The 21,951-nt window shown below is 65.5% G+C and carries 23 protein-coding genes; 12 read left to right on the forward strand and 11 right to left on the reverse strand.

The window, feature by feature from the left end:
- Nucleotides 1-73 precede the first annotated feature (73 nt).
- The 3 genes from FXN65_RS19340 (at nucleotide 74) to FXN65_RS19350 (ending at nucleotide 3,782) form a co-directional block, all read left to right on the forward strand.
- Nucleotides 74-1,819: an amidohydrolase gene (locus FXN65_RS19340; RefSeq protein ID WP_151135420.1), complete on the forward strand. Its 1,746-nt coding sequence runs from the start codon at nucleotides 74-76 to the stop codon at nucleotides 1,817-1,819.
- A 104-nt stretch (nucleotides 1,820-1,923) separates the two neighbouring features.
- Nucleotides 1,924-2,655 carry a TorF family putative porin gene (locus FXN65_RS19345; protein WP_151135422.1) on the forward strand — a complete coding sequence of 244 codons (732 nt, stop codon included), beginning with the start codon at nucleotides 1,924-1,926 and terminating at the stop codon, nucleotides 2,653-2,655.
- A gap of 218 nt (nucleotides 2,656-2,873) precedes the next feature.
- The gene (locus FXN65_RS19350; protein ID WP_151135424.1) at nucleotides 2,874-3,782 is read left to right on the forward strand and encodes a DMT family transporter; all 909 of its coding nucleotides are present in this window, start codon (nucleotides 2,874-2,876) and stop codon (nucleotides 3,780-3,782) included.
- Between the two features lie 66 nt (nucleotides 3,783-3,848).
- Here the strand turns inward: FXN65_RS19350 and FXN65_RS19355 are convergent, their stop codons facing one another.
- On the reverse strand, nucleotides 3,849-4,934 hold the full coding sequence (locus tag FXN65_RS19355; protein ID WP_151135426.1) for an extracellular solute-binding protein: 1,086 nt from the start codon (nucleotides 4,932-4,934) through the stop codon (nucleotides 3,849-3,851).
- A 210-nt stretch (nucleotides 4,935-5,144) separates the two neighbouring features.
- Between FXN65_RS19355 and FXN65_RS19360 the strand changes: the two genes are divergently transcribed.
- Nucleotides 5,145-6,803 (forward strand): MFS transporter, encoded by a 1,659-nt coding sequence (locus FXN65_RS19360; protein WP_151135428.1) that lies wholly within the window; start codon nucleotides 5,145-5,147, stop codon nucleotides 6,801-6,803.
- 109 nt (nucleotides 6,804-6,912) lie between these two features.
- Here FXN65_RS19360 and cysK read toward each other — a convergent pair whose 3' ends face one another.
- Complete coding sequence (gene cysK, locus FXN65_RS19365) at nucleotides 6,913-7,887, reverse strand: cysteine synthase A (protein ID WP_151135429.1); 975 nt, start codon at nucleotides 7,885-7,887, stop codon at nucleotides 6,913-6,915.
- Nucleotides 7,888-8,110: 223 nt separating this feature from the next.
- Here cysK and FXN65_RS19370 point away from each other — a divergent pair, with 223 nt between their 5' ends.
- The 5 genes from FXN65_RS19370 (at nucleotide 8,111) to FXN65_RS19390 (ending at nucleotide 11,666) form a co-directional block, all read left to right on the forward strand.
- A complete protein-coding gene (locus tag FXN65_RS19370; protein ID WP_151135431.1) occupies nucleotides 8,111-8,956 on the forward strand; it encodes an AAA family ATPase in 846 nt (281 codons plus the stop codon).
- A 73-nt stretch (nucleotides 8,957-9,029) separates the two neighbouring features.
- Nucleotides 9,030-9,425, forward strand: coding sequence for a GFA family protein (locus FXN65_RS19375; protein WP_151135433.1), 396 nt, complete (start codon nucleotides 9,030-9,032; stop codon nucleotides 9,423-9,425).
- Between the two features lie 28 nt (nucleotides 9,426-9,453).
- Nucleotides 9,454-10,632: a vWA domain-containing protein gene (locus FXN65_RS19380; RefSeq protein ID WP_151135435.1), complete on the forward strand. Its 1,179-nt coding sequence runs from the start codon at nucleotides 9,454-9,456 to the stop codon at nucleotides 10,630-10,632.
- 82 nt (nucleotides 10,633-10,714) lie between these two features.
- The gene (locus FXN65_RS19385) at nucleotides 10,715-11,209 is read left to right on the forward strand and encodes a PaaI family thioesterase (protein ID WP_151135437.1); all 495 of its coding nucleotides are present in this window, start codon (nucleotides 10,715-10,717) and stop codon (nucleotides 11,207-11,209) included.
- Between the two features lie 76 nt (nucleotides 11,210-11,285).
- On the forward strand, nucleotides 11,286-11,666 hold the full coding sequence (locus FXN65_RS19390) for a MerR family transcriptional regulator (RefSeq protein WP_151135439.1): 381 nt from the start codon (nucleotides 11,286-11,288) through the stop codon (nucleotides 11,664-11,666).
- Here FXN65_RS19390 and FXN65_RS19395 read toward each other — a convergent pair.
- The 4 genes from FXN65_RS19395 to FXN65_RS19410 all read right to left on the reverse strand — a co-directional run bounded on the left by FXN65_RS19395 (nucleotide 11,663) and on the right by FXN65_RS19410 (nucleotide 14,609).
- A complete protein-coding gene (locus tag FXN65_RS19395) occupies nucleotides 11,663-12,649 on the reverse strand; it encodes an NAD-dependent epimerase/dehydratase family protein (protein ID WP_178119366.1) in 987 nt (328 codons plus the stop codon). The two genes, FXN65_RS19390 and FXN65_RS19395, sit on opposite strands and share 4 nt — an antisense overlap.
- A gap of 191 nt (nucleotides 12,650-12,840) precedes the next feature.
- Nucleotides 12,841-13,614 (reverse strand): class II glutamine amidotransferase, encoded by a 774-nt coding sequence (locus FXN65_RS19400; protein ID WP_151135441.1) that lies wholly within the window; start codon nucleotides 13,612-13,614, stop codon nucleotides 12,841-12,843.
- A 3-nt stretch (nucleotides 13,615-13,617) separates the two neighbouring features.
- Entirely contained in the window at nucleotides 13,618-14,064 is a 447-nt protein-coding gene (locus FXN65_RS19405; RefSeq protein WP_151135443.1) for an HIT family protein, read from the reverse strand.
- A 65-nt stretch (nucleotides 14,065-14,129) separates the two neighbouring features.
- Nucleotides 14,130-14,609 carry an MFS transporter gene (locus FXN65_RS19410; RefSeq protein ID WP_151135445.1) on the reverse strand — a complete coding sequence of 160 codons (480 nt, stop codon included), beginning with the start codon at nucleotides 14,607-14,609 and terminating at the stop codon, nucleotides 14,130-14,132.
- 95 nt (nucleotides 14,610-14,704) lie between these two features.
- On the opposite strand from FXN65_RS19410, the gene FXN65_RS19415 reads away from it, so the two are divergent.
- Complete coding sequence (locus FXN65_RS19415; RefSeq protein ID WP_151135447.1) at nucleotides 14,705-16,747, forward strand: S9 family peptidase; 2,043 nt, start codon at nucleotides 14,705-14,707, stop codon at nucleotides 16,745-16,747.
- Here the strand turns inward: FXN65_RS19415 and FXN65_RS19420 are convergent, their stop codons facing one another.
- A complete protein-coding gene (locus FXN65_RS19420; RefSeq protein WP_151135449.1) occupies nucleotides 16,748-17,074 on the reverse strand; it encodes a hypothetical protein in 327 nt (108 codons plus the stop codon).
- Between the two features lie 134 nt (nucleotides 17,075-17,208).
- Between FXN65_RS19420 and FXN65_RS19425 the strand changes: the two genes are divergently transcribed.
- Together FXN65_RS19425 and FXN65_RS19430 are read left to right on the forward strand one after the other, a co-directional pair.
- On the forward strand, nucleotides 17,209-17,583 hold the full coding sequence (locus tag FXN65_RS19425) for a YajD family HNH nuclease (RefSeq protein ID WP_151135451.1): 375 nt from the start codon (nucleotides 17,209-17,211) through the stop codon (nucleotides 17,581-17,583).
- 41 nt (nucleotides 17,584-17,624) lie between these two features.
- Complete coding sequence (locus FXN65_RS19430; RefSeq protein ID WP_151135453.1) at nucleotides 17,625-18,320, forward strand: type 1 glutamine amidotransferase domain-containing protein; 696 nt, start codon at nucleotides 17,625-17,627, stop codon at nucleotides 18,318-18,320.
- A gap of 494 nt (nucleotides 18,321-18,814) precedes the next feature.
- Here FXN65_RS19430 and FXN65_RS19435 read toward each other — a convergent pair whose 3' ends face one another.
- The 4 genes from FXN65_RS19435 to FXN65_RS19450 form a co-directional block, all read right to left on the reverse strand.
- On the reverse strand, nucleotides 18,815-20,038 hold the full coding sequence (locus FXN65_RS19435; RefSeq protein ID WP_151135455.1) for a M61 metallopeptidase family protein: 1,224 nt from the start codon (nucleotides 20,036-20,038) through the stop codon (nucleotides 18,815-18,817).
- Between the two features lie 125 nt (nucleotides 20,039-20,163).
- Nucleotides 20,164-20,613 carry a YcgN family cysteine cluster protein gene (locus tag FXN65_RS19440; protein WP_151135457.1) on the reverse strand — a complete coding sequence of 150 codons (450 nt, stop codon included), beginning with the start codon at nucleotides 20,611-20,613 and terminating at the stop codon, nucleotides 20,164-20,166.
- 92 nt (nucleotides 20,614-20,705) lie between these two features.
- Nucleotides 20,706-21,635 carry a D-2-hydroxyacid dehydrogenase gene (locus tag FXN65_RS19445; protein ID WP_151135459.1) on the reverse strand — a complete coding sequence of 310 codons (930 nt, stop codon included), beginning with the start codon at nucleotides 21,633-21,635 and terminating at the stop codon, nucleotides 20,706-20,708.
- Nucleotides 21,635-21,928 (reverse strand): YcgL domain-containing protein, encoded by a 294-nt coding sequence (locus tag FXN65_RS19450; RefSeq protein WP_151135461.1) that lies wholly within the window; start codon nucleotides 21,926-21,928, stop codon nucleotides 21,635-21,637. Before FXN65_RS19450 ends, FXN65_RS19445 begins: the two co-directional genes overlap by 1 nt.
- Between the last annotated feature and the right edge of the window lie 23 nt (nucleotides 21,929-21,951).

The following is a 21,951-nucleotide window of genomic DNA, read 5'->3' on the forward strand; positions in this document are numbered from 1 at the left end:
GTTTCGGGCGTTCTGCCAGCCCGGGTCAGTCGCTAGTCTCGCTGCCAGATCAATAAAAACAAGGGGATTTCCCATGAAAGGCTTCACGCCCACCCTGCTGGCCATGGCGCTGGCTTTTTCCTCGATGGACTCCATGGCGGCCGCTGACCTGGTGCTGCTCAACGGCAAGCTGTACACCGCCGATCCTTCGCAACCCTCGGCACAAGCCATGGCGGTAGAAGACGGCAAGGTGCTGAAGGTGGGCACCGACGCCGAAATCAAGGCCCTCGCCGACGCGTCCACCCAGGTCATCGACCTGGCGGGCAAGCGCCTTCTGCCGGGGCTGATCGATACCCACTCCCATGCCATCTTCGGCGGCCTGGAAATGACCTCGGCCAACCTCGACAGCGAGGAGAACGTGGCCCTGGCGGATCTGGAAAAACGCCTGCGTGGCTGGCGCGACGACGGCACGGCCCGCCATGGCGACATACTGAGCGTCGCCGGCGTGAGCTCCACCTACTGGAGCAAGGCCGAGGAACTGGGGCGCATCTTCAACAACGGTGAGTGGGCGAAGGTGCCGGTGGTGTTCATGGGCAGCGACCACCACACCGGCTGGGCCAACCAGGCCATGCTCGACCGCGCCGGGGTGAATGCCGCGCTGGTCGCCTCCCTGCCGGAAGCCGAAAAGGGCACCGTGGGCACCAGCAAGGACGGCAAACCCAACGGTTTCGTGGTGGATGCCGGCTGGGACCGCATCGCTTCCGCCATGCCGCCAGTCAGCCCCGAGGAGCTGCTGCGCGCCGGCGAGGCCGCGGTGAAATACAACAACAGCCAGGGCATCACCGCCTGGATGGACCCGGCCGCCAACGCCGCGCCAGGCGAAGCGATCTTCGCGCTCAAGCCCACCGAGAAGTCCGTCGGCGTGCTGCCGGCCTACAAGGCGCTGGCCGACAAGGGCGAGCTGAGCGCCCACGTCGCCGCGCTGCTGGTGGCCAATCCGAAGAGCCGCCCGGCCGACCTGGACACCCTGGACAAGGTGCGCCAGCGCTTCCAGGGCATCCCCAACCTGACCCTGCCCGGCATCAAGGTCTTCGCTGACGGCGTACTGGAATACCCGGCGCAGAGCGCGGCGCTGATCGACCCGTACAACAACTCGCAGAAACGCGGCGAACTGCTGATCGACCCGGCGCATTTCGGCGAGCTGGTGAGCGCGGCCGACGCACGAGGCTGGCTGGTGCACATCCACGCCATCGGTGACCGCGCGGTGCGTGATTCGCTCAACGGCATCGAGCAGGCGCGCAAGGATCGCCAGAGCGGCATCGCCCACTCCATCACTCACCTGCAACTGGTGAATCCGAAGGAGTTCGCCCGCTTCAAGCCGCTGGACGTGATCGCCTCCATGCAGCTGCTCTGGGCCTCTGGGGACGAGTACACCCTGGATATGGTCAAGCCCTACGTCAGCGCCTTCGCCTTCCGCTACCAATACCCGGCCCACTCGCTGTTGCAGCAGGGCGCAACCATCGCCGGCGCCAGTGACTGGCCGGTTTCCTCGCCCAACCCCTGGCAGGCGATCCACCAGGCCATCAGCCGCGAAGGCCCGAAAGGCGTGCTCAATGCCGACGAGCGCATCGACCGCGAAACCATGCTCCAGGCCTACACCCTGAACGCCGCCCGCACCATCGGACTGGAACAGCGGATCGGTTCCCTCACTCCCGGCAAGCAGGCCGACTTCATCATCCTCGACCGCGACGTGCTCAGCGTCGCCGACAAGGATCTGGCGGAAACCCGCGTCCTCAAGACCTACTTCGCTGGCCGCGAGGTCTTCAGCACCCCGCTCTAGTCACCCGGTTCCTCTCGCTCCACGCCCCGCTCCCGCCGCAATGCCGGGGGCCGGGCGGAGCCTTGCCCGCATCTGCCATAACAATCACAACAACGGGAAACACCATGCGCCGCATCACGCTCCTCGCCCTCACCCTGGCCCCGCTCGCCTGCCAGGCCGTGCAACTGAATGACGACTTCGCCCTGCAGATCGACCTGAACCTCGCCAGCGACTACCGCACCCGAGGCATTTCCCAGACCCAGAACGATCCCGCTGCCCAGGCTGGCGCCACCCTGCTGCACAGCAGCGGCCTCTACGCCGGGGCCTGGACCTCGAACGTGGATTACGGCTTCGGCCTCAAGACCCGCCAGGAAGTGGACTACTACGCCGGCTGGTACTGGCAGGCCTCCGACGAGGTGAACCTGGACCTCGGCTACATCAAGTACAGCTATCCGAAGGAAAGCCAGTTCAACCAGAGCGAGGTCTACGCCATCCTCGGTGCCTTTGGATTCCAACTGGCGGCCTACTACTCCAATGACGCCTCCACCGTGTTCGGCGAAGACCAGGACGCGCTCTACACCTACGTCGGCTACGAGACCCGCCTGCCCATGGAGGTCGGCCTGGAACTGCGCTACGGACGGATGGACTTCAAGGACCCGATGTTCTGGTCCACCAATGGCGACAGCACTGACAGCTACCACGAGTGGCAGGCCAAGCTGACTCGCGACTTCGTGGGCGTCACCTGGGGCCTGTCCTACATCGATACCGACCTCTCCGAAGCCGAATGCACCAGCAACTATGGGTTCACCGACGTCTGCACGGCGACCTGGGTGGCGAGTGTGAGCAAGAGTTTCTGATAGCTGTTGCTGTTGTGGGGGCGAATTCATTCGCGATGCAGGTCGAAGACCTGCCGTAATCCGGCCGGGGCCGCTGCGCGTCCCTTCGCGAATGAATTCGCCCCCACAGAAACTCAATCCGCGCACCGAAAACTGTTCCGCCAATTTGAAAGCAAGTTGTAGATTGCGCCGCCTTCCCGGGCGGCGCATCGTGCCGGCTCCACTGCCCGGAGCCCGCCATGAAACCCGCCGACCTCGTTCGCCTGCTGAGCCTTGCCGCCATCTGGGGCGCCAGCTTTCTGTTCATCCGCATGCTGGTGCCGGAAATCGGCGCGCTGCCCACGGCCTTCCTGCGGGTTCTGCTGTCGGCCATCGGCCTGGCCGTGCTCCTCGCCGTGCTGCGCAGCGACTGGGATTTTCGCGGCAAGCTGGGCAAGACATGGGTGATCGGCATCGTCAGTTCCGGGGTTCCGGCGGCCATGTATGCCTTGGCAGCCAAGGTGCTGCCGGCCGGCTACTCGGCCATCTTCAATGCCACCACGCCGCTGATGGGGGTTCTGATCGGCGCGTTGTTCTTCGCCGAAAAACTCACCGGCACCAAGGCAGCTGGCGTGCTGCTGGGGCTGGCGGGCGTTGCCGTGCTGACCCGCACCGGGCCGGTGGCCTTCGACGCGCAATTGCTCTGGGGCGCAGCGGCCTGCCTGGTGGCCACCACCTGCTACGGCTTCGCCGGGTTCATGACCAAGCGCTGGATCACCGAGGCCGGCGGCATGGACAGCGGCATGGTGGCGCTGGGTTGCCAGATCGGCGCCACCCTGTGCCTGGTGCCGGTGTTCGCCTGGGATGCCCCGCGCATGCCACTGGAGCCCCTGCTGCAACCTGGCACCTGGCTGGCCCTGGCGGCGCTGGGTTTTCTCTGCACGTCGTTCGCCTACATCCTCTACTTCCGCCTGATCGCCAACATCGGCCCGGTGAAAACCATGACCGTGACCTTCCTGATACCGCCCTTCGGCGTGTTCTGGGGCGTGCTGCTGCTCGGGGAGTCCGTATCGATGGCGCACCTGCAAGGCGGCGTGCTGATCGCCCTGGCGCTGTGGCTGGTGCTCAAGCCCGCGGCGGTGCCGGCGGCGGTGAAATCGGCGGGGTAGTTTTCCGTAGGGGCGAAATCATTCGCCCCTACAGGGTGAATCCCCAAGAGATTCACCGGAGAGGGATCAACGCCCCGTCTTGATCGCACTCCACACGCGGGTGCGCACGCGGTCGATCTTCGGCGGCATGGACTCCAGGGCGAAGAGGTTCTTCATCACGTCAGCCGGCGGGTAGATCGCCGGGTCGGCCTTGATGCCGGCGTCCACCAGCGGATCGGCGGCAGCGTTGCCGTTGGCGTAGCGCACCGAGTTGCTGATGCCGGCCATTACCTCAGGACGCAGCAGGTAGTCGAGGAAGGCATAACCGGCCGCCTCGTCGGGCGCATCCGCGGGCATGGCGACCATGTCGAACCACATGGGCGAGCCTTCCCTGGGCGTGGAGTACCGGATGTTCACGCCGTTGCTGGCTTCCTTGGCGCGGGTGGCGGCCTGGAGGATGTCGCCGGAGAAGCCGACGGCCACGCAGATGTCGCCGTTGGCCAGGTCGCTGACGTACTTCGAAGAGTGGAAATAGGTGATGTAGGGGCGCACCTTCATCAGTTCGGCCTGGGCGGTCTTGTAGTCCTCCGCCTTCTGGCTGTGGTGCGGCAGGCCCAGGTAGTTGAGGGTAATGGGCAGGAGTTCCGGGCCATTGTCGAGCACGGCGACGCCGCACTTGGCGAGCTTCTCCATGTTCTCCGGCTTGAAGAACAGGTCCCAGGAATCCACCGGGGCATTGTCGCCCAGCACCGCCTTCACCTTGTCGACGTTGTAGCCGATGCCGGTGCTGCCCCAGAGATAGGGGAAGCCGTACTGGTTGCCCGGATCGTTCACTTCCAGCGCCTTGAGCAGCACCGGGTTGAGGTTCTTCCAGTTGGGCAGCTGGCTCTTGTCCAGCTTCTTCAGTGCACCGGCCTGGATCTGCTTGGCCATGAAGTGGTTGGACGGCACCACCACATCGTAGCCGGATTGGCCGGTCATCAGTTTGCCGTCGAGGGTCTCGTTGCTGTCATAGACGTCATAGCTGGCCTGGATGCCGGTTTCCTTGCTGAAGTTGGCGACGGTATCCGGGGCGATGTATTCGCTCCAGTTGTAGATCTTCACCGTGTCGGCTGCCTGGGCGGTAGCGGACATGGCCAGCGTGAGAAGGAGGGGCGCGAAGGAACCTGTCATTGTCTTTGTGTCCTGGCTGCTTGTGAATCGAGACCCCGTCGTACGGGGCTTCCAGCTTCGCCATGACCGCCGTCAGTGACAATGCGCGGCAAGTCCCAGCGTGCCCGCGAGGAAGCCTGACCTGAGGCAAAACCGGGCCATCGGCGCCGTCTACACTTCAGCCTTGACCGGCCCGCCTGTCCGGGGCCGCGCACTGCAAGGATGGCCCTGATGCTCCAGTCCGTCTCCCCGAAAAACGACCTGCCCCTCGACGCCGAACCCGAAGCCAAGCCACGCCACGGACTGTTCAGCCCTTTCGCCATTACCGCGTTCCGCATCATCTGGATCGCCAACCTGTTCGCCAATCTCGGCACCTGGGCGCAATCGGTGGCCGCTGCCTGGGTGGTCACCGAGGCCCACGCCAGCCCGCTGCTGGTGGCGATGATCCAGGTGGCCTCCGCCCTGCCCCTGGTGCTGCTGTCTATGCTCTCCGGGGTTCTGGCGGACAACCACGACCGGCGCAAGATCATGCTCGCCGGGCTCTGCTTCGAGATGAGCGGCGCCATCTTCCTCAGCACCATCGCCTTCCTCGGCATCCTCGATCCCATCCTGCTGATCATTTCCATCCTCTGGATCAGCATCGGTGGCGCCGTCACCATTCCCGCCTGGCAGGCGGCGGTGAGCGAGCAGGTGCCCGGCGAGATGCTGGGCAATGCGGTGCTGCTCAACAGCGTCAACTACAACGTCGCGCGCGCCGCCGGCCCGGCACTCGGTGGGTTGATGCTCAGTGCCGTGGGCCCGGCCTGGGTGTTCCTGTTCAACTGCCTGTGCTACCTGGCGCTGATCTGGGCGATCTGGCGCTGGCGCCGCGAACTGCCGGTGCGCACCCTGCCGCCCGAGGGGCTGTTCCAGGGCGTGGTGGCCGCGCTGCGTTTCACCCAGTACTCCAGCGTCACCCGCCTGGTGATGCTGCGCTCGTTCTCCTTCGGCATTTCCGCCAGCGCCGTGTGGGCCCTGCTGCCGCTGCTGGCGCACCGCAACCCCGATGGCGACGCGGCGGTGTACGGCTACATGCTCGGCGCGCTGGGTGCCGGGGCCATTGGTGGCAGCCTGCTGGTGAACCGGGGACGGCTGCTGATCGGCACCAGCAGACTGATCAGCCTTGCCGGCCTGACATTCGGCCTGGTGATGCTGTTACTGGGCACGCTGGACAGCCTCTGGGCGATCTTCCCCGCCCTGCTGACGGGCGGAATCTGCTGGATCGCGGCAGTGGCCAGCTACAACTCGGCGGTGCAGATCCTGGTGCCGGACTGGGTCAAGGCACGCGCCCTGGCGCTGTACCAGACGGCCATCTACGGCGGCCTGGCGCTGGGTTCCTATCTCTGGGGCCACCTGGCGGAGAGCATGGGCGTGAAGGGCGCGCTGTTCAGCGCGGGCGTACTGATGATCGCCTGCGCCTTCCTGCTCTACCCGCGCCGCCTGCCTGAGCTGGACGCCTCCAGCATCGCCCACGCCGACAGCCCACAACCGGGCCAACCCGGTTTCGCCTTCAATCCGGACCGGGGCTCGGTGCTGGTGACCATCGAATACCGCATCCCCCAGGAGCGCACCCGTGACTTCGTGCGGGCCAGCCGCCCATTACGCCGTCTGCGGCTGCGCAACGGCGCCGACCGCTGGGCGCTGTACCGCGACGCCGGCGATCCGGAGCTGTGGCAGGAAACCATGGTGGTGGAGAACTGGTTGCAGCACTTGCGGATGCTCGATCGCCTGACCATCGCCGACAAGGCGATCATCGACAACCTGACCATGCTGCACGAAGGCGACGGCCCACCCCGCGTGCGCCACGGGGTGAGTTATGAGTCGGGTAGCTACGAACCGGCGCAGCCGTAGATTGGTGCGGAAAAGACAGGAACCTGCGTAGGTTGTGCCTGGGCGCAGCGAAGCCCAGCGGTGCGAGGCCCATGGTCTGAATGTCGGGCCTCGCGGAACTCGGACCGACCTACTGTTGCAGCTCCTGCTCGGTGAAAAGCCCATCGAACAGCATGCTGGAGAGATAGCGCTCACCCGAGTCCGGCAGGATCACCACGATGGTCTTGCCCTGCATGTCCGGACGTTCGGCCAGACGCACGGCCACCGCCATGGCGGCACCGGAAGAAATACCGCAGAGGATGCCTTCCTCACGCATCAGGCGCAGGGCCAGGGCCTTGGCCTCGTCGTCGGTGGTCTGCTCGACGCGGTCGACCAGGGTCAGGTCGAGGTTCTTCGGCACGAAACCGGCGCCGATGCCCTGGATCTTGTGCGGGCTGGGTTTTACGTCTTCGCCGGCCAGGGTCTGGCTGATGACCGGGGACGAAACCGGCTCCACCGCCACCGAGAGGATCGGCTTGCCGCAGGTCTGCTTGATGTAGCGGGACACGCCGGTGATGGTGCCGCCGGTGCCGACGCCAGCCACCAGCACATCCACGGCCCCGTCGGTGTCGTTCCAGATTTCCGGGCCGGTGGTCTTCTCGTGGATCGCCGGGTTGGCCGGGTTCTCGAACTGTTGCAGCAGCAGGAATTGCTCGGGGTTGGCGGCCACCAGCTCGTTGGCCTTCTCGATGGCGCCCTTCATGCCCTTGGCCGGCTCGGTCAGCACCAGCTCGGCACCCAGGGCCTTCAGCACCTTGCGACGCTCCAGGCTCATGGAAGCGGGCATGGTGAGGATCAACTTGTAGCCACGGGCCGCGGCGACGAAGGCCAGGCCGATGCCGGTGTTGCCGGAGGTGGGTTCCACCAGGGTCATGCCCGGCTTGAGGCGGCCGGAGGCTTCCGCATCCCAGATCATGCTGGCGCCGATGCGGCACTTCACCGAATAGGCCGGGTTGCGACCCTCGATCTTGGCGAGGATGGTCACACCGCGCGGCCCCAGGTGGTTGATGCGCACCAGGGGCGTGTTGCCGATGGCTTGCGAGTTGTCTGCGAAGATGCGGCTCATGGCGGAATCCTTGTCATGGCGGGAGAAAGGAGCCGCAAGCCTAAGGCGGTGCCCGGGCAGCGTCCAGCGCTCGCCGGGTCGGACAGAGGGCATTCCTGCCATTCAGTGACTGAATGAGGGTTCTGCGTTCACAGTCGACTTGTGCCCGCGTTATAGTCAGCCCTTTCCCAAATACTGAACCGTCCGGTTTTCCAACCGGAGTGATAAGTCCGAGGATTCCCTGATGAAGTTCGAAGGCACCCAGTCCTACGTCGCCACCGACGACCTCAAGCTCGCGGTGAACGCCGCCATCACCCTGCAGCGCCCGCTGCTGGTCAAGGGCGAGCCAGGTACCGGCAAGACCATGCTGGCCGAGCAGCTGGCCGAGTCCTTCGGCGCCAGGCTGATCACCTGGCACATCAAGTCCACCACCAAGGCGCACCAGGGCCTGTACGAGTACGACGCGGTGAGCCGCCTGCGGGATTCCCAGCTGAATTCCGACAAGGTCCACGACGTTCGCAACTACATCAAGAAAGGCAAGCTGTGGGAGGCGTTCGAGTCCGAAGAGCGCGTGATCCTGCTGATCGACGAGATCGACAAGGCCGACATCGAGTTCCCGAACGACCTGCTGCAGGAACTCGACAAGATGGAGTTCTACGTTTACGAGACCAACGAGACCATCAAGGCCAAGCAGCGCCCGATCATCATCATCACCTCCAACAACGAGAAAGAGCTGCCGGACGCCTTCCTGCGCCGCTGCTTCTTCCACTACATCGCCTTCCCCGACCGCGACACCCTGCAAAAGATCGTCGATGTGCACTACCCGAACATCAGCAACTCGCTGGTATCCGAGGCGCTGGACGTGTTCTTCGACGTGCGCAAGGTTCCGGGCCTGAAGAAAAAGCCCTCCACCTCCGAGCTGGTGGACTGGCTGAAGCTGCTGATGGCCGACAACATCGGCGAAGCCGTACTGCGCGAGCGCGACCCCACCAAGGCCATCCCGCCGCTGGCCGGCGCCCTGGTGAAGAACGAGCAGGACGTGCAACTGCTGGAGCGCCTGGCCTTCATGAGCCGCCGCGCCAGCCGCTGACGAACCTCCCCTCTCCCGCTTGCGGGAAAGGGGCCGGGGGTGAGGGTAATCCCGCCCACTTAGGAGACCAGCCATGCACCACGGCAGTTGCCTGTGCGGCGCGGTGAAGTACGAGATCGACGCGCCTATCAATTCCGCCACCCATTGCCATTGCAGCCAGTGCCGCAAAGGCCACGGGGCGGCGTTCGGCACCTATGGCAACGTGCGCTGGAGCGCCTTCCGCCTGGTACAGGGCGAGGATGCGCTGGCCCGGTACCACTCCTCCCCCGGCGTGACCCGGTCCTTCTGCCGGCAGTGCGGCTCAACCCTGCAGTGGTACAGCGAGACCGCCCATCCCGACTGGGTTTCAGTCGCCCTGGGCACGCTGGACTCGCCGCTGGGCCCGATCCCGCAGAAGCACATCTTTCCGGAATCCAAGGCCGACTGGTACGCCATCGCCGACGGCCTGCCCCAGGAGCCCCGCTCCTGAGAACCAACAGATAGACGAGGGTGCAGCCATGCTGCTCAACCTGTTCAACGAAATGCGCGCAGCCAAGGTGCCGGTGTCGGTCCGCGAGCTGCTGGACCTGATCAACGCGTTGAAGCACAACGTGGTGTTCGCCGACATGGACGAGTTCTACTTCCTCGCCCGCACGGTGCTGGTCAAGGACGAGCGCCATTTCGACAAGTTCGACCGCGCCTTCTCCGCCTACTTCAAGGGTCTGGAGAAGCTCGACGACTACCTCCAGGCGCTGATTCCCGAGGAATGGCTGCGCAAGGAGTTCGAACGCATGCTCACCGATGAGGAGCGTGCGCAGATCCAGTCCCTCGGCGGGCTGGACAAGCTGATCGAGGAGTTCAAGAAGCGCCTCGAAGAACAGAAGGAACGCCACGCCGGCGGCAACAAGTGGATCGGCACCGGCGGCACCAGCCCCTTCGGCTCCGGCGGTTTCAACCCCGAAGGCATCCGCGTGGGCGATGCCGGCAAGCGCCAGGGCCGGGCCGTGAAGGTCTGGGACCAGCGCGAGTACAAGAACCTCGACGACCAGGTGGAACTGGGCACCCGCAACATCAAGGTCGCCCTGCGCCGCCTGCGCAAGTTCGCCCGCGAGGGCGCGGCGGAAGAGCTGGACCTGGACGGCACCATCGACCACACCGCCCGCGACGCCGGCCTGCTCAACATCCAGATGCGCCCGGAACGCCGCAACACCGTGAAGCTGCTCCTGCTGCTGGATATCGGCGGTTCCATGGACGCCCACGTGAAGGTCTGCGAAGAACTCTTCTCGGCGTGCAAGACCGAGTTCAAGCACCTGGAGTACTTCTACTTCCACAACTTCATCTACGAATCCGTGTGGAAGAACAACCTGCGCCGTACCTCCGAGCGCACCTCCACCCTCGACCTGCTGCACAAGTACGGCCCGGACTACAAAGTGGTCTTCGTCGGCGACGCCGCAATGGCGCCCTACGAGATCACCCAGGCCGGCGGCAGCGTCGAACACTGGAACGAAGAGCCGGGCTACGTCTGGATGAAACGCTTCATGGAGAAGTACAAGAAGCTCATCTGGATCAACCCCTACCCCAAGGACACCTGGAACTACACCGCCTCCACCAACATCGTCCGCGAGCTGATCAACGACCAGATGCACCCCCTGACCCTGCAGGGGCTGGAGGAAGGGATGAGGTTCCTCTCGAAATGAAAGAACGGGCCCGGAAGGGCCCGTTCTACTTTGCGGCCAAAGCCGCTAGGCTTGGCGCTCACTTCTTCGAAACGAGCCGATCATGCAAGACATCTCCCTGCAGGACATCGCCGCGCCGGACGGCGTCTGCTACGGCTGTGGCGGCCGCAACCATCACGGCCTGCACATCAAGAGCCGCTGGCACGAGGATGGCGTACACGTCGTGGCCGAACACGTGCCGGATGCCAAGTACTGCGGTTGGCCGGACCTGGTGTATGGCGGGCTGATCGCCATGCTGGTGGACTGCCACTCCAACTGGACCGCCATGGCCTACCACTACCGCGACGAGGGCCGCGAGCCTGGCAGCCTGCCACGCATCGAGTGCGTCACCGGCAACCTCGGCATCAAGTTCATCAAGCCGACCCCCATGGGTGTGCCGCTGCTGCTGCGCGCCCGGCTGGAGGGCGAACCGGGGCGCAAGACCCGGGTGATCTGCGAGGTCTATGCGGGGGAACTGCTGACCGCCGTCGGCGACTCCGTCTTCGTCCGGGTAGACACCGGGCAACTGGCCGCGGCGGCCCACGGCCGCGAGTCCTGAGCACTGCCTGAGCCCCACCGACCATAGACCGGATGTAGCGCTTGCAACCGCCCCACTCAAGGATGAGAAACCTGCCATGTATATCGGAAAGCTCGCCAAGTTGACCGGCTGCACGCCGAAGGCGATCCGCCTGTATGAGGAACTGGGGCTGTTCGAAGCGCCGCCACGCCAGGGCCGTTATCGCGTCTATACACCGCATCATGTGGACATCGTACGGCTGATCCGGGTCGCCCAATCGGTAGGGTTCAAGCTTTCGGAAATGAGCGAACTGCTTGCGGAGAAACAGCTCAAGCGGCGCTTCCCGCTGGAGTTGGCGAGCGCAGGTATCGAGCTGAAGCGCCTGCAAGTACAGGCGCAGATTGCAGAACTGCACGCCCTTGACGCTCGCCTGGTGGAGCTCAAGGAGGAAGTCTCCCGGCTGTTTTCCGAGCAGCCGCAGCAACAGTGCCGCGGTTAGCTCGGGCGCTGATGCAGGAATTCGAAGGCCTCGCGTAACGCCTCTGCCGGAGGCCGCGGCCGATAGCCCAGTTCGGCCCGTGCCTTGGCGATGCTGTACTCCTGGCGTACCCCGTGAAACAGCCGCACCTGGCTGGCCAGCAGTTTGGCCGGGCGGCCAGTCAACTGCGCCCAACGCTCCTGAAGCCAGGCCAGGGCTAACAGAAGCCAACGCGGAGCGGGAGGCGGCAATCGATATCCCGGCTCGACCACGTTGGCGGCCTCGATCAGTGCCTGCAGCGGAGACGAATGTTCGTTGGCGAGGATGTATCGCTCGCCTGCACGCCCTCGTGCGGCGGCCTGAATCAACCCTTCGGCCACGTCGCGCACGTCGACGAAGTTGAAGTGGAAACCAGGATCGAGCGGTACCTGTCGTTCCGCCACTGCCTCGAGAAAACTCATCGTATCGGTCAGCCGTTGTGCGTTTGGACCGACCATGGCCGACGGCAGTACTACCACCAGATCGAGGCCCAGGCGCCGCGAGACCTCCCAGGCCACCTGCTCCGCAAGTATCTTGGAGCGGTAATAGGCATTGTCCGGCTCATCGTTCCAGTGCTCTTCGCCCAGCCGCTGGCCGTTGTGCCCTACTGCGGCGACCGAGCTGACATAGACCACTCGCTTCACACCCGCCTCGGCGGCTGCCTCCAGCACATTCCGGGTGCCTTCGACGTTAGGCAGCACGATCTCAGCCTGCGGGTCGCGCGCCCAATGGCGGAACACCGCGGCGACCTGATACAGCACCTCCACCCCGTGCAGCGCTTGCAGCAGCGCCTGCTTATCCTGCAACTCGGTATACACCAGCTCGCAGTCGAGCCCGGCGAAGGCCGAGCGGTCGCCCGGATCGCGCACTCCCGCCCGCACTCGCTCGCCGCGCGCTACCAGCGTGCGCACGAGCGTATTGCCAAGATGGCCATTGGCCCCTGTGACCAGACACAACCCATTCATCTGAAGCACTCCCTGCATAGAAGGTAGCGCCAGCCTAGAGTCTGCCCCTTGGGGCAGAGTCAAGTGCCTGGTTGTGTGCTGTGAACCATTTCGGTACGACGAGCCACGCCCAATCGCAGAATCCGTTCCCCGTGAGCCGCTTGGCCACGGACGTCCAGGGAAAGGCGACGCTGGTTGTCCTGCTCTGCGGGTCAGGCACGGCCCTGGGTGACGATCTCGCCGCGGCGCCAGAGAATCCACTCGCCCGGCTGGTAGATGTTCCAGGTTTCGTTGTCGGTCAGAGGCTCGGTGGCGATCACCGTCACCACGTCGTTGGGAGTGGTTTCCGCCTGGAAGTCCACGGTCAGGTCGGCGTCCTTCAGACTCGCAGGGCCGAAAGGCGCGCGGCGGGTGATGTGGGCGAGCTTGGTGGAGCAGAAGCTGAACAGCCAGTCGCCGTCGCTCAGCAGGCAGTTGAACACCCCTTTCTGGCGGTATTCGAAGCAGGCCTGGATCAGTACCGGCAGGAGGATTTCCGCCATCACAGGTTCCGGGAAGGCACCGCGCACACGGTTCAGCAGGTCGCAGAAGGCGGCTTCGCTGTCGGTGTCACCAACCGGGCTGTAGAAGCCTTTCGGCGGCTCGAAGCCGGCCAGTTGGCCGTTGTGGGCGAAGCACCAGTTGCGGCCCCAGAGCTCGCGCACGAAGGGATGGGTGTTGGACAGGCAGACCTTGCCGACGTTGGCCTGGCGGATATGGCCGATCACCGTCTCGCTCTTGATCGGGTAGCGCTGCACCAGGCGCGCCACTTCGGATTCGACACTGGCCGACGGGTCCTGGAACAGGCGCAGGCCGCGTCCTTCGTAGAAGCCGATGCCCCAGCCGTCGCGGTGCGGACCGGTGCCGCCGCCGCGCTGCATCAGGCCGGTGAAGCTGAAGACGATATCGGTGGGGACGTTGGCGCTCATGCCAAGCAATTCGCACATGGTTCAGAATTCCAGCTTCAGGGCGTTTTTCAGTTGTTCGGCTTCGCGTTCCAGGCGCGCCTGCACGACAGAGCGGCCAAGGGGCAGGAAGCGGGTCAGGGCTCGCCAGAGCAGGCCGGTGAGGTCGCCACGGCGACGGGGAATCAGGTGCAGATGCAGGTGCGGCACGTGCTGGTTGGAGGCGGGGCCGTCGTTGACCAGCAGGTTGATGCCCTCGCGCCCGTAGCCGGCCCAGCGCAAGGCCTGGCTCAGGCGCGCGGTCAGGGCGAGCAGGCGGTCGCGGGCATCGGCGGAGAGGTCGGTGAGCAGGGGAGCGTGTTCGCGGCTGACGACCAGCACATGCGCAGGCCGTAGCGGGTAGATGTCCAGCAGCACCAGGAAATGCTCGTCTTCATGCAGCAGATGGGCCGGCAGCCTGCCAGCGGCGATGGCACAGAACACGCAGTCCATGGGCGCTCCTTCACGGGAATGGCTCATGCTGAACGCGTAGTGCCCGGCCTGCAAGGCCCCCGGCGTTACAGGCGGGGTTCGATTCGCAGGCGGCGGTCGCCGTTCTGATCGAAGCGGGTATCGGCTTCGGGCCGGCCGTCGCGCATGACGTCACGCAGGGTCGGCTCTTCATCGGCCTGTTGTGCGGCCTCGCGCTCGGCGCGGCGCGCCTTGAGCTTGTTCTCGATGGGCCAGCGAATAGCGGCGAATACCAGATACAGGGTCAAGGCGATGATGCTGTACATGGTCAGGTCGAGCGCCGCCTTCCAGGCGTTGTTGCCGACCTTGAACACCAGGTCCAGGGCGGTGATGGCCACGGCCGGGGCGAACTGGTCCTTGGCCGGGTCGACGATGGTCGGGGTCAGCAGCAGGACCGCTACCAGTACCCGCAGGGGCTCACGCAGCCAGCGCCACATCCAGCCGGTCAGGCGGAACCACACCAGCAGGCAGCCAAGCGCGGCCACTCCGTAGGCGGACCAGGCGAGCAGGTAGTCGTGTTCAGTCATTGGCGTCCGTGGCAAGGCTGGCAAAAGGGCGCTTATGATAAACGCTTTTAGCGGTTCCGGCGCTCCTGCCGTCGCCGCCCGGCCTGCCTTCGAGAATGCCCATGTCCCAAGCCCCCATCGCCCGTATCGAACCCGGTGACGACCCCTATCGCTGGCTGGAAGAACGCGACGCCCCCGAAGTGCTCGCCTACCTCGAGGCGGAGAACGCCTGGCTGGAAACCGAGCTGGCCGACCAGAAAGAGCTGCGCGAGACGCTGTTCCAGGAGATCAAGGGCCGCATCCGCGAGACCGACCTTTCCCTGCCGGTGCCCTGGGGCCCCTGGCTCTACTACCAGCGCACCACCGCCGGCGACGAGTACGCGCGCCATTACCGCTGCCCGCGTCCGGCGGACGGGTCCCTGACCCCGGACTCCGCCGGCGAGGAATTGCTGCTGGACCCGAACGAGCTGGCGGCCGGCGGCTTCCTCTCCATCGGCGCTTTCAGCGTCAGCCCCGACCACACGCGCCTGGCCTACAGCCTGGACACCAGCGGCGACGAGATCTACCAGCTGTTCGTCAAGGAACTGGCCAGCGGTGAGGTGACCGCCCTGCCCTTCGAACAGTGCGACGGCAGCATGACCTGGGCCAACGACAGCGCCACCCTGTTCTTCGGCGAGCTGGACGACACCCATCGCCCGCACCGCCTGCACCGCCATCGCCTGGGCGAGGCCGGCGCCACCCTGGTGTTCGAGGAAGACGACGGCCGCTTCTTCCTCCACTGCTATCGCGCCAGTTCCGAACGCCAGCTGATCCTGCTGCTGAACAGCAAGACCACCAGCGAAACCTGGGTGCTGGATGCCGGGACGCCGGAAGGTACCTGGACCTGCCTGGCACCGCGCGAGGAAAACCACGAGTACTACGCCGACCACGGCAGGCTGAACGGGCAATGGGCCTGGCTGCTGCGCAGCAACCAGACCGGCATCAACTTCGCCCTCTACCACGCCACCGAGAGCGAACCCACCCGCGCTCACTGGCAGGAACTGATCGCCCACGACGAGGCCCGCATGCTGGAGGGCATCAGCCTGAATGCTGGCGGTTTCGTCCTCAGCCTGCGCGAAGGCGGCCTGCCGATCGTCCAGGTGCACCCGGAAGGCAGCGCGCCCTATCCGCTGCAACTGCCGGACGCCGCCTACAGCCTCTATGTGCAGGACAACCTGGAGTTCGACAGCCCGTTCGTTCGCCTGCGCTATGAGGCCCTGAATCGCCCGGCCCAGGTTCGCCAGCTGGAACTGGCCACCGGCGAGCAGAAAGTGCTGAAGGAAACCCCGGTGGAAGGCCCCTTCGATGCCGATGCCTATGTCAGCCAGCGTCTCTGGGCGACGGCAGAGGATGGCACACGCATTCCCATCAGCCTGGTGGCCCGCCGCGAAGCCCTGGGCAAACCCGCCCCGCTCTACCTTTACGGCTACGGCGCCTATGGCGAGAGCCTCGACCCCTGGTTCTCCCATGCACGCCTGAGCCTGCTGGATCGCGGTTTCGTCTTCGCCATCGCCCACGTACGTGGCGGCGGTGAGCTGGGGGAAGCCTGGTACCGCGCCGGCAAGCTGGAGCACAAGGCCAATACCTTCGGCGATTTCATCGCCTGCGCCGAACACCTGATCGCCGAGGGCTACACCAGCCGGGCGCAACTGGCCGTCAGCGGTGGCAGCGCCGGTGGCCTGCTGATCGGGGCGGTGCTCAACCTGCGCCCCGAACTCTTCGCCGCGGCCATCGCCGAAGTGCCGTTCGTGGACGTGCTGAACACCATGCAGAACCCCGACCTGCCGCTGACCGTGACCGAGTACGACGAGTGGGGCGACCCGAACGACCCCGAGGTATTCGAGCGGATCAAGGGCTATGCGCCCTACGAGAACGTCCGCGCCCAGGCCTATCCGGCAATGCTGGTGGTGGCCGGCTACAACGACAGCCGCGTGCAGTACTGGGAAGCGGCCAAGTGGGTGGCCCGCCTGCGCGCGACCCGCACCGACAGCAACCCGCTGCTGCTCAAGACCGACCTCGGCGCCGGCCACGGCGGCATGAGCGGCCGCTACCAGGCGCTGCGCGACGTGGCGCTGGAATACGCCTTCCTGCTCAAGGTGCTGGGCCTTTCCGGCAACTGATCAGGGATTGCCGGTGCTGGTCCCGAGCCCCCTGGAGTTGCGCTCCAGTTGCTGCTCCAGCACCGGAATGGCCTGGTCGCGCTGTTCCAGGGACTCGCGCAGACGCTGCTCCTGGTCCGGACGCTTCATCAATTGCGGGCTGCCGCTCTGCGGCGACGGGCTGGTGACCGCGCGCGGCACCACCTGCGGGTAGGGCTGCGGATTTGCCGTGCCGGGCGCCCCCGCCGGAGCCTGCAACGGCGCCCGCAGCAGCGGGGGATTCTGCGCCAGCGCGCCACCGGCGATCAGGACCAGCGCCAGGAGCAGAGGAATTCGGGAGCGAGTCATGATGCGGCCTCCTGCTCATCACTGATGACCAGTCTAGTTCCGGCAGGATCGGGCGCGTCCCGACGCGACGGGATGCCAGCGATCCGGCGTCCTCGCAACTAGACTTTTCACAGGTTCAAGCACGGGAGCGAAAGATGAGCACAGGACCGTCGGCGACCCCGACCGGCAAGCTGGACAAACTGCTCGCCGACGAACGCAAGCGGCGCGAGCACAGCTACCGGGAACAGGCGCTGAAGCTGTTTCCCTGGGTCTGCGCCCGTTGCGGTCGCGAGTTCAGCGGCAAGCGCCTGTCCGAACTTACCGTGCATCACCGCGATCACAACCATGACAACAATCCGGCCGACGGTTCGAACTGGGAGCTGCTCTGTCTCTACTGTCACGACAACGAGCACTCCCGCTACACCGATCAGCAGTGGCACAGCGAGGAACAACCCGGCGCGCGGCAGGGACCGCGCGCCACCTACAAGGCGTTCGCCGCCATCGGCGACCTGTTGAAGCGCGAGGAATAGCCCGCCGGGCCGTTCGAAACCGAGTCTGCAAGGAGTTCACGATGAAAATCCTCATGGTACTGACCTCCCATGACCAGCTGGGCAACACCGGCAAGAAGACCGGTTTCTGGCTGGAGGAGTTCGCCGCTCCCTACTTCGCGTTCCGCGATGCCGGCGCCGAGGTGGTGCTGGCTTCCCCCAAGGGCGGCCACCCACCGCTGGACCCGAAGAGCGACGACCCGGAGGCGCAGACCGAAGCGACCCACCGCTTTCGCGACGATGACCAAGCCCGCCGGGCGCTCGCCAACACCCATATGCTGGCCGGCCTGGTGCCGGGCGACTACGACGCCCTCTTCTACCCCGGCGGCCACGGCCCGATGTGGGACCTGGTGGACGACCTGCATTCCATCGTGATGGTCGAAACCTTCTACGCCGCCGGCAAACCGGTAGGCGCCGTGTGCCACGCGCCGGCGGTACTGCTCAACGCCAAGGCGCCGGACGGCGCGCCGCTGGTGCAGGGCAACGCGGTGACGGGCTTCTCCAACTCCGAGGAAACCGCGGTCGGCCTGGCCGAAGTGGTGCCCTTCCTGCTGGAGGACGAACTGAAGGACAAAGGCGCCCATTACTCCAAGGTGGCGGACTGGCAGCCCCATGTGGTCACCGACGGCAACCTGATCACCGGGCAGAACCCGGCGTCGTCCGAGCCGACCGCGGCGGCGATGCTGGAACTGCTGAGTGGTCGAAGGGGGGAGATGTAGCCCGAATGGCGACGGATCGATACATGTAAGGGCGAATTCATTCGCCAAGGATTACGCCCTTCCCACTCACCTTCCAGACTTTCGCGCCAGCCTGCCCCCTCACCCCCGGCCCCTCTCCCTGAAGAGGAGAGGGGTGACTCGCGCCGGCGAGGGACAAAAAATTCTGAAGCAGCCAACCGCCTGAAACTGAGCAACTGAGCAACTGAGCTGAGGCGGCGACTTCGCCCCTTCAGGAGGCCGAGCGGAATCGTTGCAGAGGGGGACGAGCGGCATGGATGCAGCGAGAGGCGTGCGGGGCCATGGATGGCCCCTCTCGCCGTGCCCCCGGCGCAACGATGGAAGGAGGGCACACCGGCAAAGCCGGGGCGGATGCAGGGGCAAGCGCTTTTGGTTACTTTTCTGGCGTTTGAGAAAAGTGACTCGCCTGGGAAGGCGAAACCAGAAACATCCGCAGAACTCGGCAAGCAACCTGGACCAGGACGTTCCAGCAATGCTTAACGCAGCAGCCTGGTATCCAGCACGTCCGACGCGCCGCCCATGATGTTCTCGGTGATTTCGATGAAATCCCTGGTGCTGGCCTTGTCCAGGCGCATCAGGCCGCGGGCGACATCGTCCATGGAGTGCTTGCCGTCGGTGCGCAGGCGGATTTCCTTGTCCAGGTCCTGCAGCAGCAGTACGGCGCGGGCGGTGATGGCGCCGCTGGCATGTTCGCCGCGCAGGCTGTCCACCTTCTTGCTCCACTGGCGCAGCTGCTCGCGGATCGCCTCGTAGCGGTCGTCGCCCAGGCCTCCTGCGCGGCGCAGCAGTTCGATGGCGTAGTACTCGGCCACCCCTTCGCTGATCCAGTCGCTGCGATCGGTATCGCTGATCCGGCTGAGCACGTGCACCAGTTCGTGCACCAGGGAACTGGTGCCGTTCTCGCTCACCATCGGGCGCGCCGAGTGCATGAAGAACGAGTTGGGTGCCGACAGTCCGCCGCGCCACATGGGGTCGTTGGCGCCGACGATCAGCAGCTTGCCCGGCTCACGGGGAAAGACTTCCTGGGCGTGGGGCCAGACGAAGGTGAGCATGGTCAGGATGTCCATGCGCCGCATGTCCTCGCCCACCGGGGCGCTGACGGTGACGTCGGTCGTACCCAGGGTGACACGGCGGCTGCCCAGCTTGCCGGCGAGGATCCAGCCGGTGGGGCGGTCGAGCATGCGTTCGGGATTGTCGATGCGGAAACGGTTCTTGCCGATGCGCGGCCAGCCGGTCTCCACCGACTGCCAGCCGCTGGGCAGTTCGAACTGCAGGCGCGCCACCAGGTCGACGCCTTCCACCATGTCCAGGCGTGCTGCCGGCACCAGGTCGTCACCGCGCAGCAATGCCCAGTCCGGGGTCATGCGGGCGTCGAAGCGGCCGTCGCCACGGGGATGGCTGATGCGCACCCTGTAACTGAGGCTGGCCTTGCCCTTGCCGGGCACCCAGGTGCCGTGGCCCGGATCTTCCTGGCTCCAGGTGCCACTGGTCTTGAAGTCGCTGTAGTAGCCCTTGTCGCCCAGGTCGAAGCGCAGGCTGCGCACGCCGTCACCCTTCTCCAGCACCACATTGACTTCCGCCTGGTCGCTCTCGGGCAGAAAGCGCACCTGATAGTCGAGATCGACCTTCTTCGCCGCCCACAACGGGGCGCTCAGGGTGAGCAGGACGGTGGACAGCAGGAGCTGGGAACGGGCGGACATCGAGGATGGCTTCCTTGGTGGGTGTGACGGTCAGTCCCTGAGACTCGAAAGGCGGCGATTTGATCCGTGACCGCCCCAGCAGCACGTAGAAAACGTGAGCGACGCGGCCAGCTTCCAACGGCCTGCTAGCCTGCGCGGAAAATCAGGTGCTCCTCCCAATCATCCTCGGAGACGCTGTTCTCGCTGAGCATGCGGCCGGATTGGGAGATGCCCGTCTTGTGCACCGCTTCGGGGTCATTGCAGACCAGGTGGTGCCAGGGCGGCAGGTCCTTGCCCTCGGCCACCAGGCGATAGCCGCAGGTGGGTGGCAGCCATTGGAACTCGTCGGCCTGGGCCGGGGTGAGCTGGATGCAGTCGGCGACGAACTGGCGGCGATTGGCGTAGTCGGTGCAGCGGCAGGTCTTCAGGTCCAGCAGCTTGCAGGCGATGCGCGTGTAATAGACGCTGCCGTCGTCCTCGTCTTCGAGCTTCTGCAGGCAGCACAGGCCGCAGCCGTCGCAGAGGGATTCCCACTCTTCCTGATCGAGCTGTGCGAGGGTCTTGCGCTTCCAGAAAGGTTCGACTTTGGCGGCCATGGCGTGCGGGGGGTTGGTTCGGGGGCGCGTAGTCTAGTCGGGTACAGGGTATCGGCCAAGCATAGCTGACCGTCGGTTACAGCGCGGCTAACTCAGTAGCCGCGCTCGAAATTGACCTGCCCACGCAACGGTTCGCCTGCCTGGTAGTGGATGAGGTTGTCGACGAACAGCCGGGCCATGGCGCTGGGCAGCGTGGGCGCCGAGCTATGACCGGTGATCAGCAGGTTGGGGGCGTTCCAGAACGGGTGCCACGCGGGCAACGGCTCTTCGCGACAGACGTCGATCACCGCGGCCGCCAGTTGGCCGGCCTGCAGTGCCGCCACCAGGTCGTGCTCAACCACCGCCACGCCGCGTCCGGCATTGATGAACAGGGCGGTCGGACGCATGCAGGCGAAAGTCGCCGCGTCGTAGATATCGCGGGTGGCCGGGGTATCCGGCAGCAGGTTCACCACGCAATCGGCCCAGGCCACCTGTTCGGCCAGCGCCTCCATGCCGAAGACCCGCTCGAAAGGTTCCAGCGGGCGCGGCTCGCGGGCGATGCCGTGGAGCTCAACGCCGAAGGGCTCGAGGAAGCCGGCCACGCTCTGGCCGATATCGCCGCTGCCGACGATCAGCACCCGCTTGCCTTCGAGGCTGCGCGGCAGGCGGTTGTCCCAGCGCTTCTCGGCCTGGGCGGCCGCCCGCGAGAACAGCTGCCGCTGATGGGCCAGCAGGTAGGTGAGGACGTACTCGGCCATCACCTGGCCGAAGATGCCCACGGCGCGGGTCAACCGGTAGTCCTGGGGCAGGTCGGCGGCCAGCAGCGGGGTGATGCCGGCCCAGGTCGACTGCATCCAGTCCGGCTTGCAGCCCCTGCGCAGCAGTTCCGCCATCAGGTCGGGCTCGCCCAGCCACACCGGGCATTCCCGCGCGGACTCCACCAGGCGCTCTACATCGCTGCCGCCATGGAACTGCAGGCCGGTCTGGGTGCGCAGCAGGTCGGCGTAGAGCGCGAACTCTTCTTCGGCGATGAGGATTTTCATCAGATGGGGTCGTTCATCCGCAGCAGCTCTTCCGGCAGGTGCTCGATGTACTCGTCCTGGGCCGGCGGCATCTGCAGGTGGAAGCCCTGCTTCTCGATGTTCTCCAGCACCTTGTTGATGTCCTCGCGGGCCAGTTGGCGCTCGGGTGTCAGCACCAGGTCGAAGGCGTGCTGCGGGGCACCGAAGGCGGCGATCAGGGCTTCGGGCACGCGGCTCAGGGCTTCGCGCTTGTCGACGTAGAGGTACATCTCGTTCTTGCGCGGGCTTTTGTAGATGGAGCAGATACGTTTCATGGTCGGGCTCGTGGGGCGAGCCG

This window comes from Pseudomonas lalkuanensis, from assembly GCF_008807375.1.
GTDB classification, from domain to species: Bacteria; Pseudomonadota; Gammaproteobacteria; order Pseudomonadales; family Pseudomonadaceae; genus Metapseudomonas; species Metapseudomonas lalkuanensis.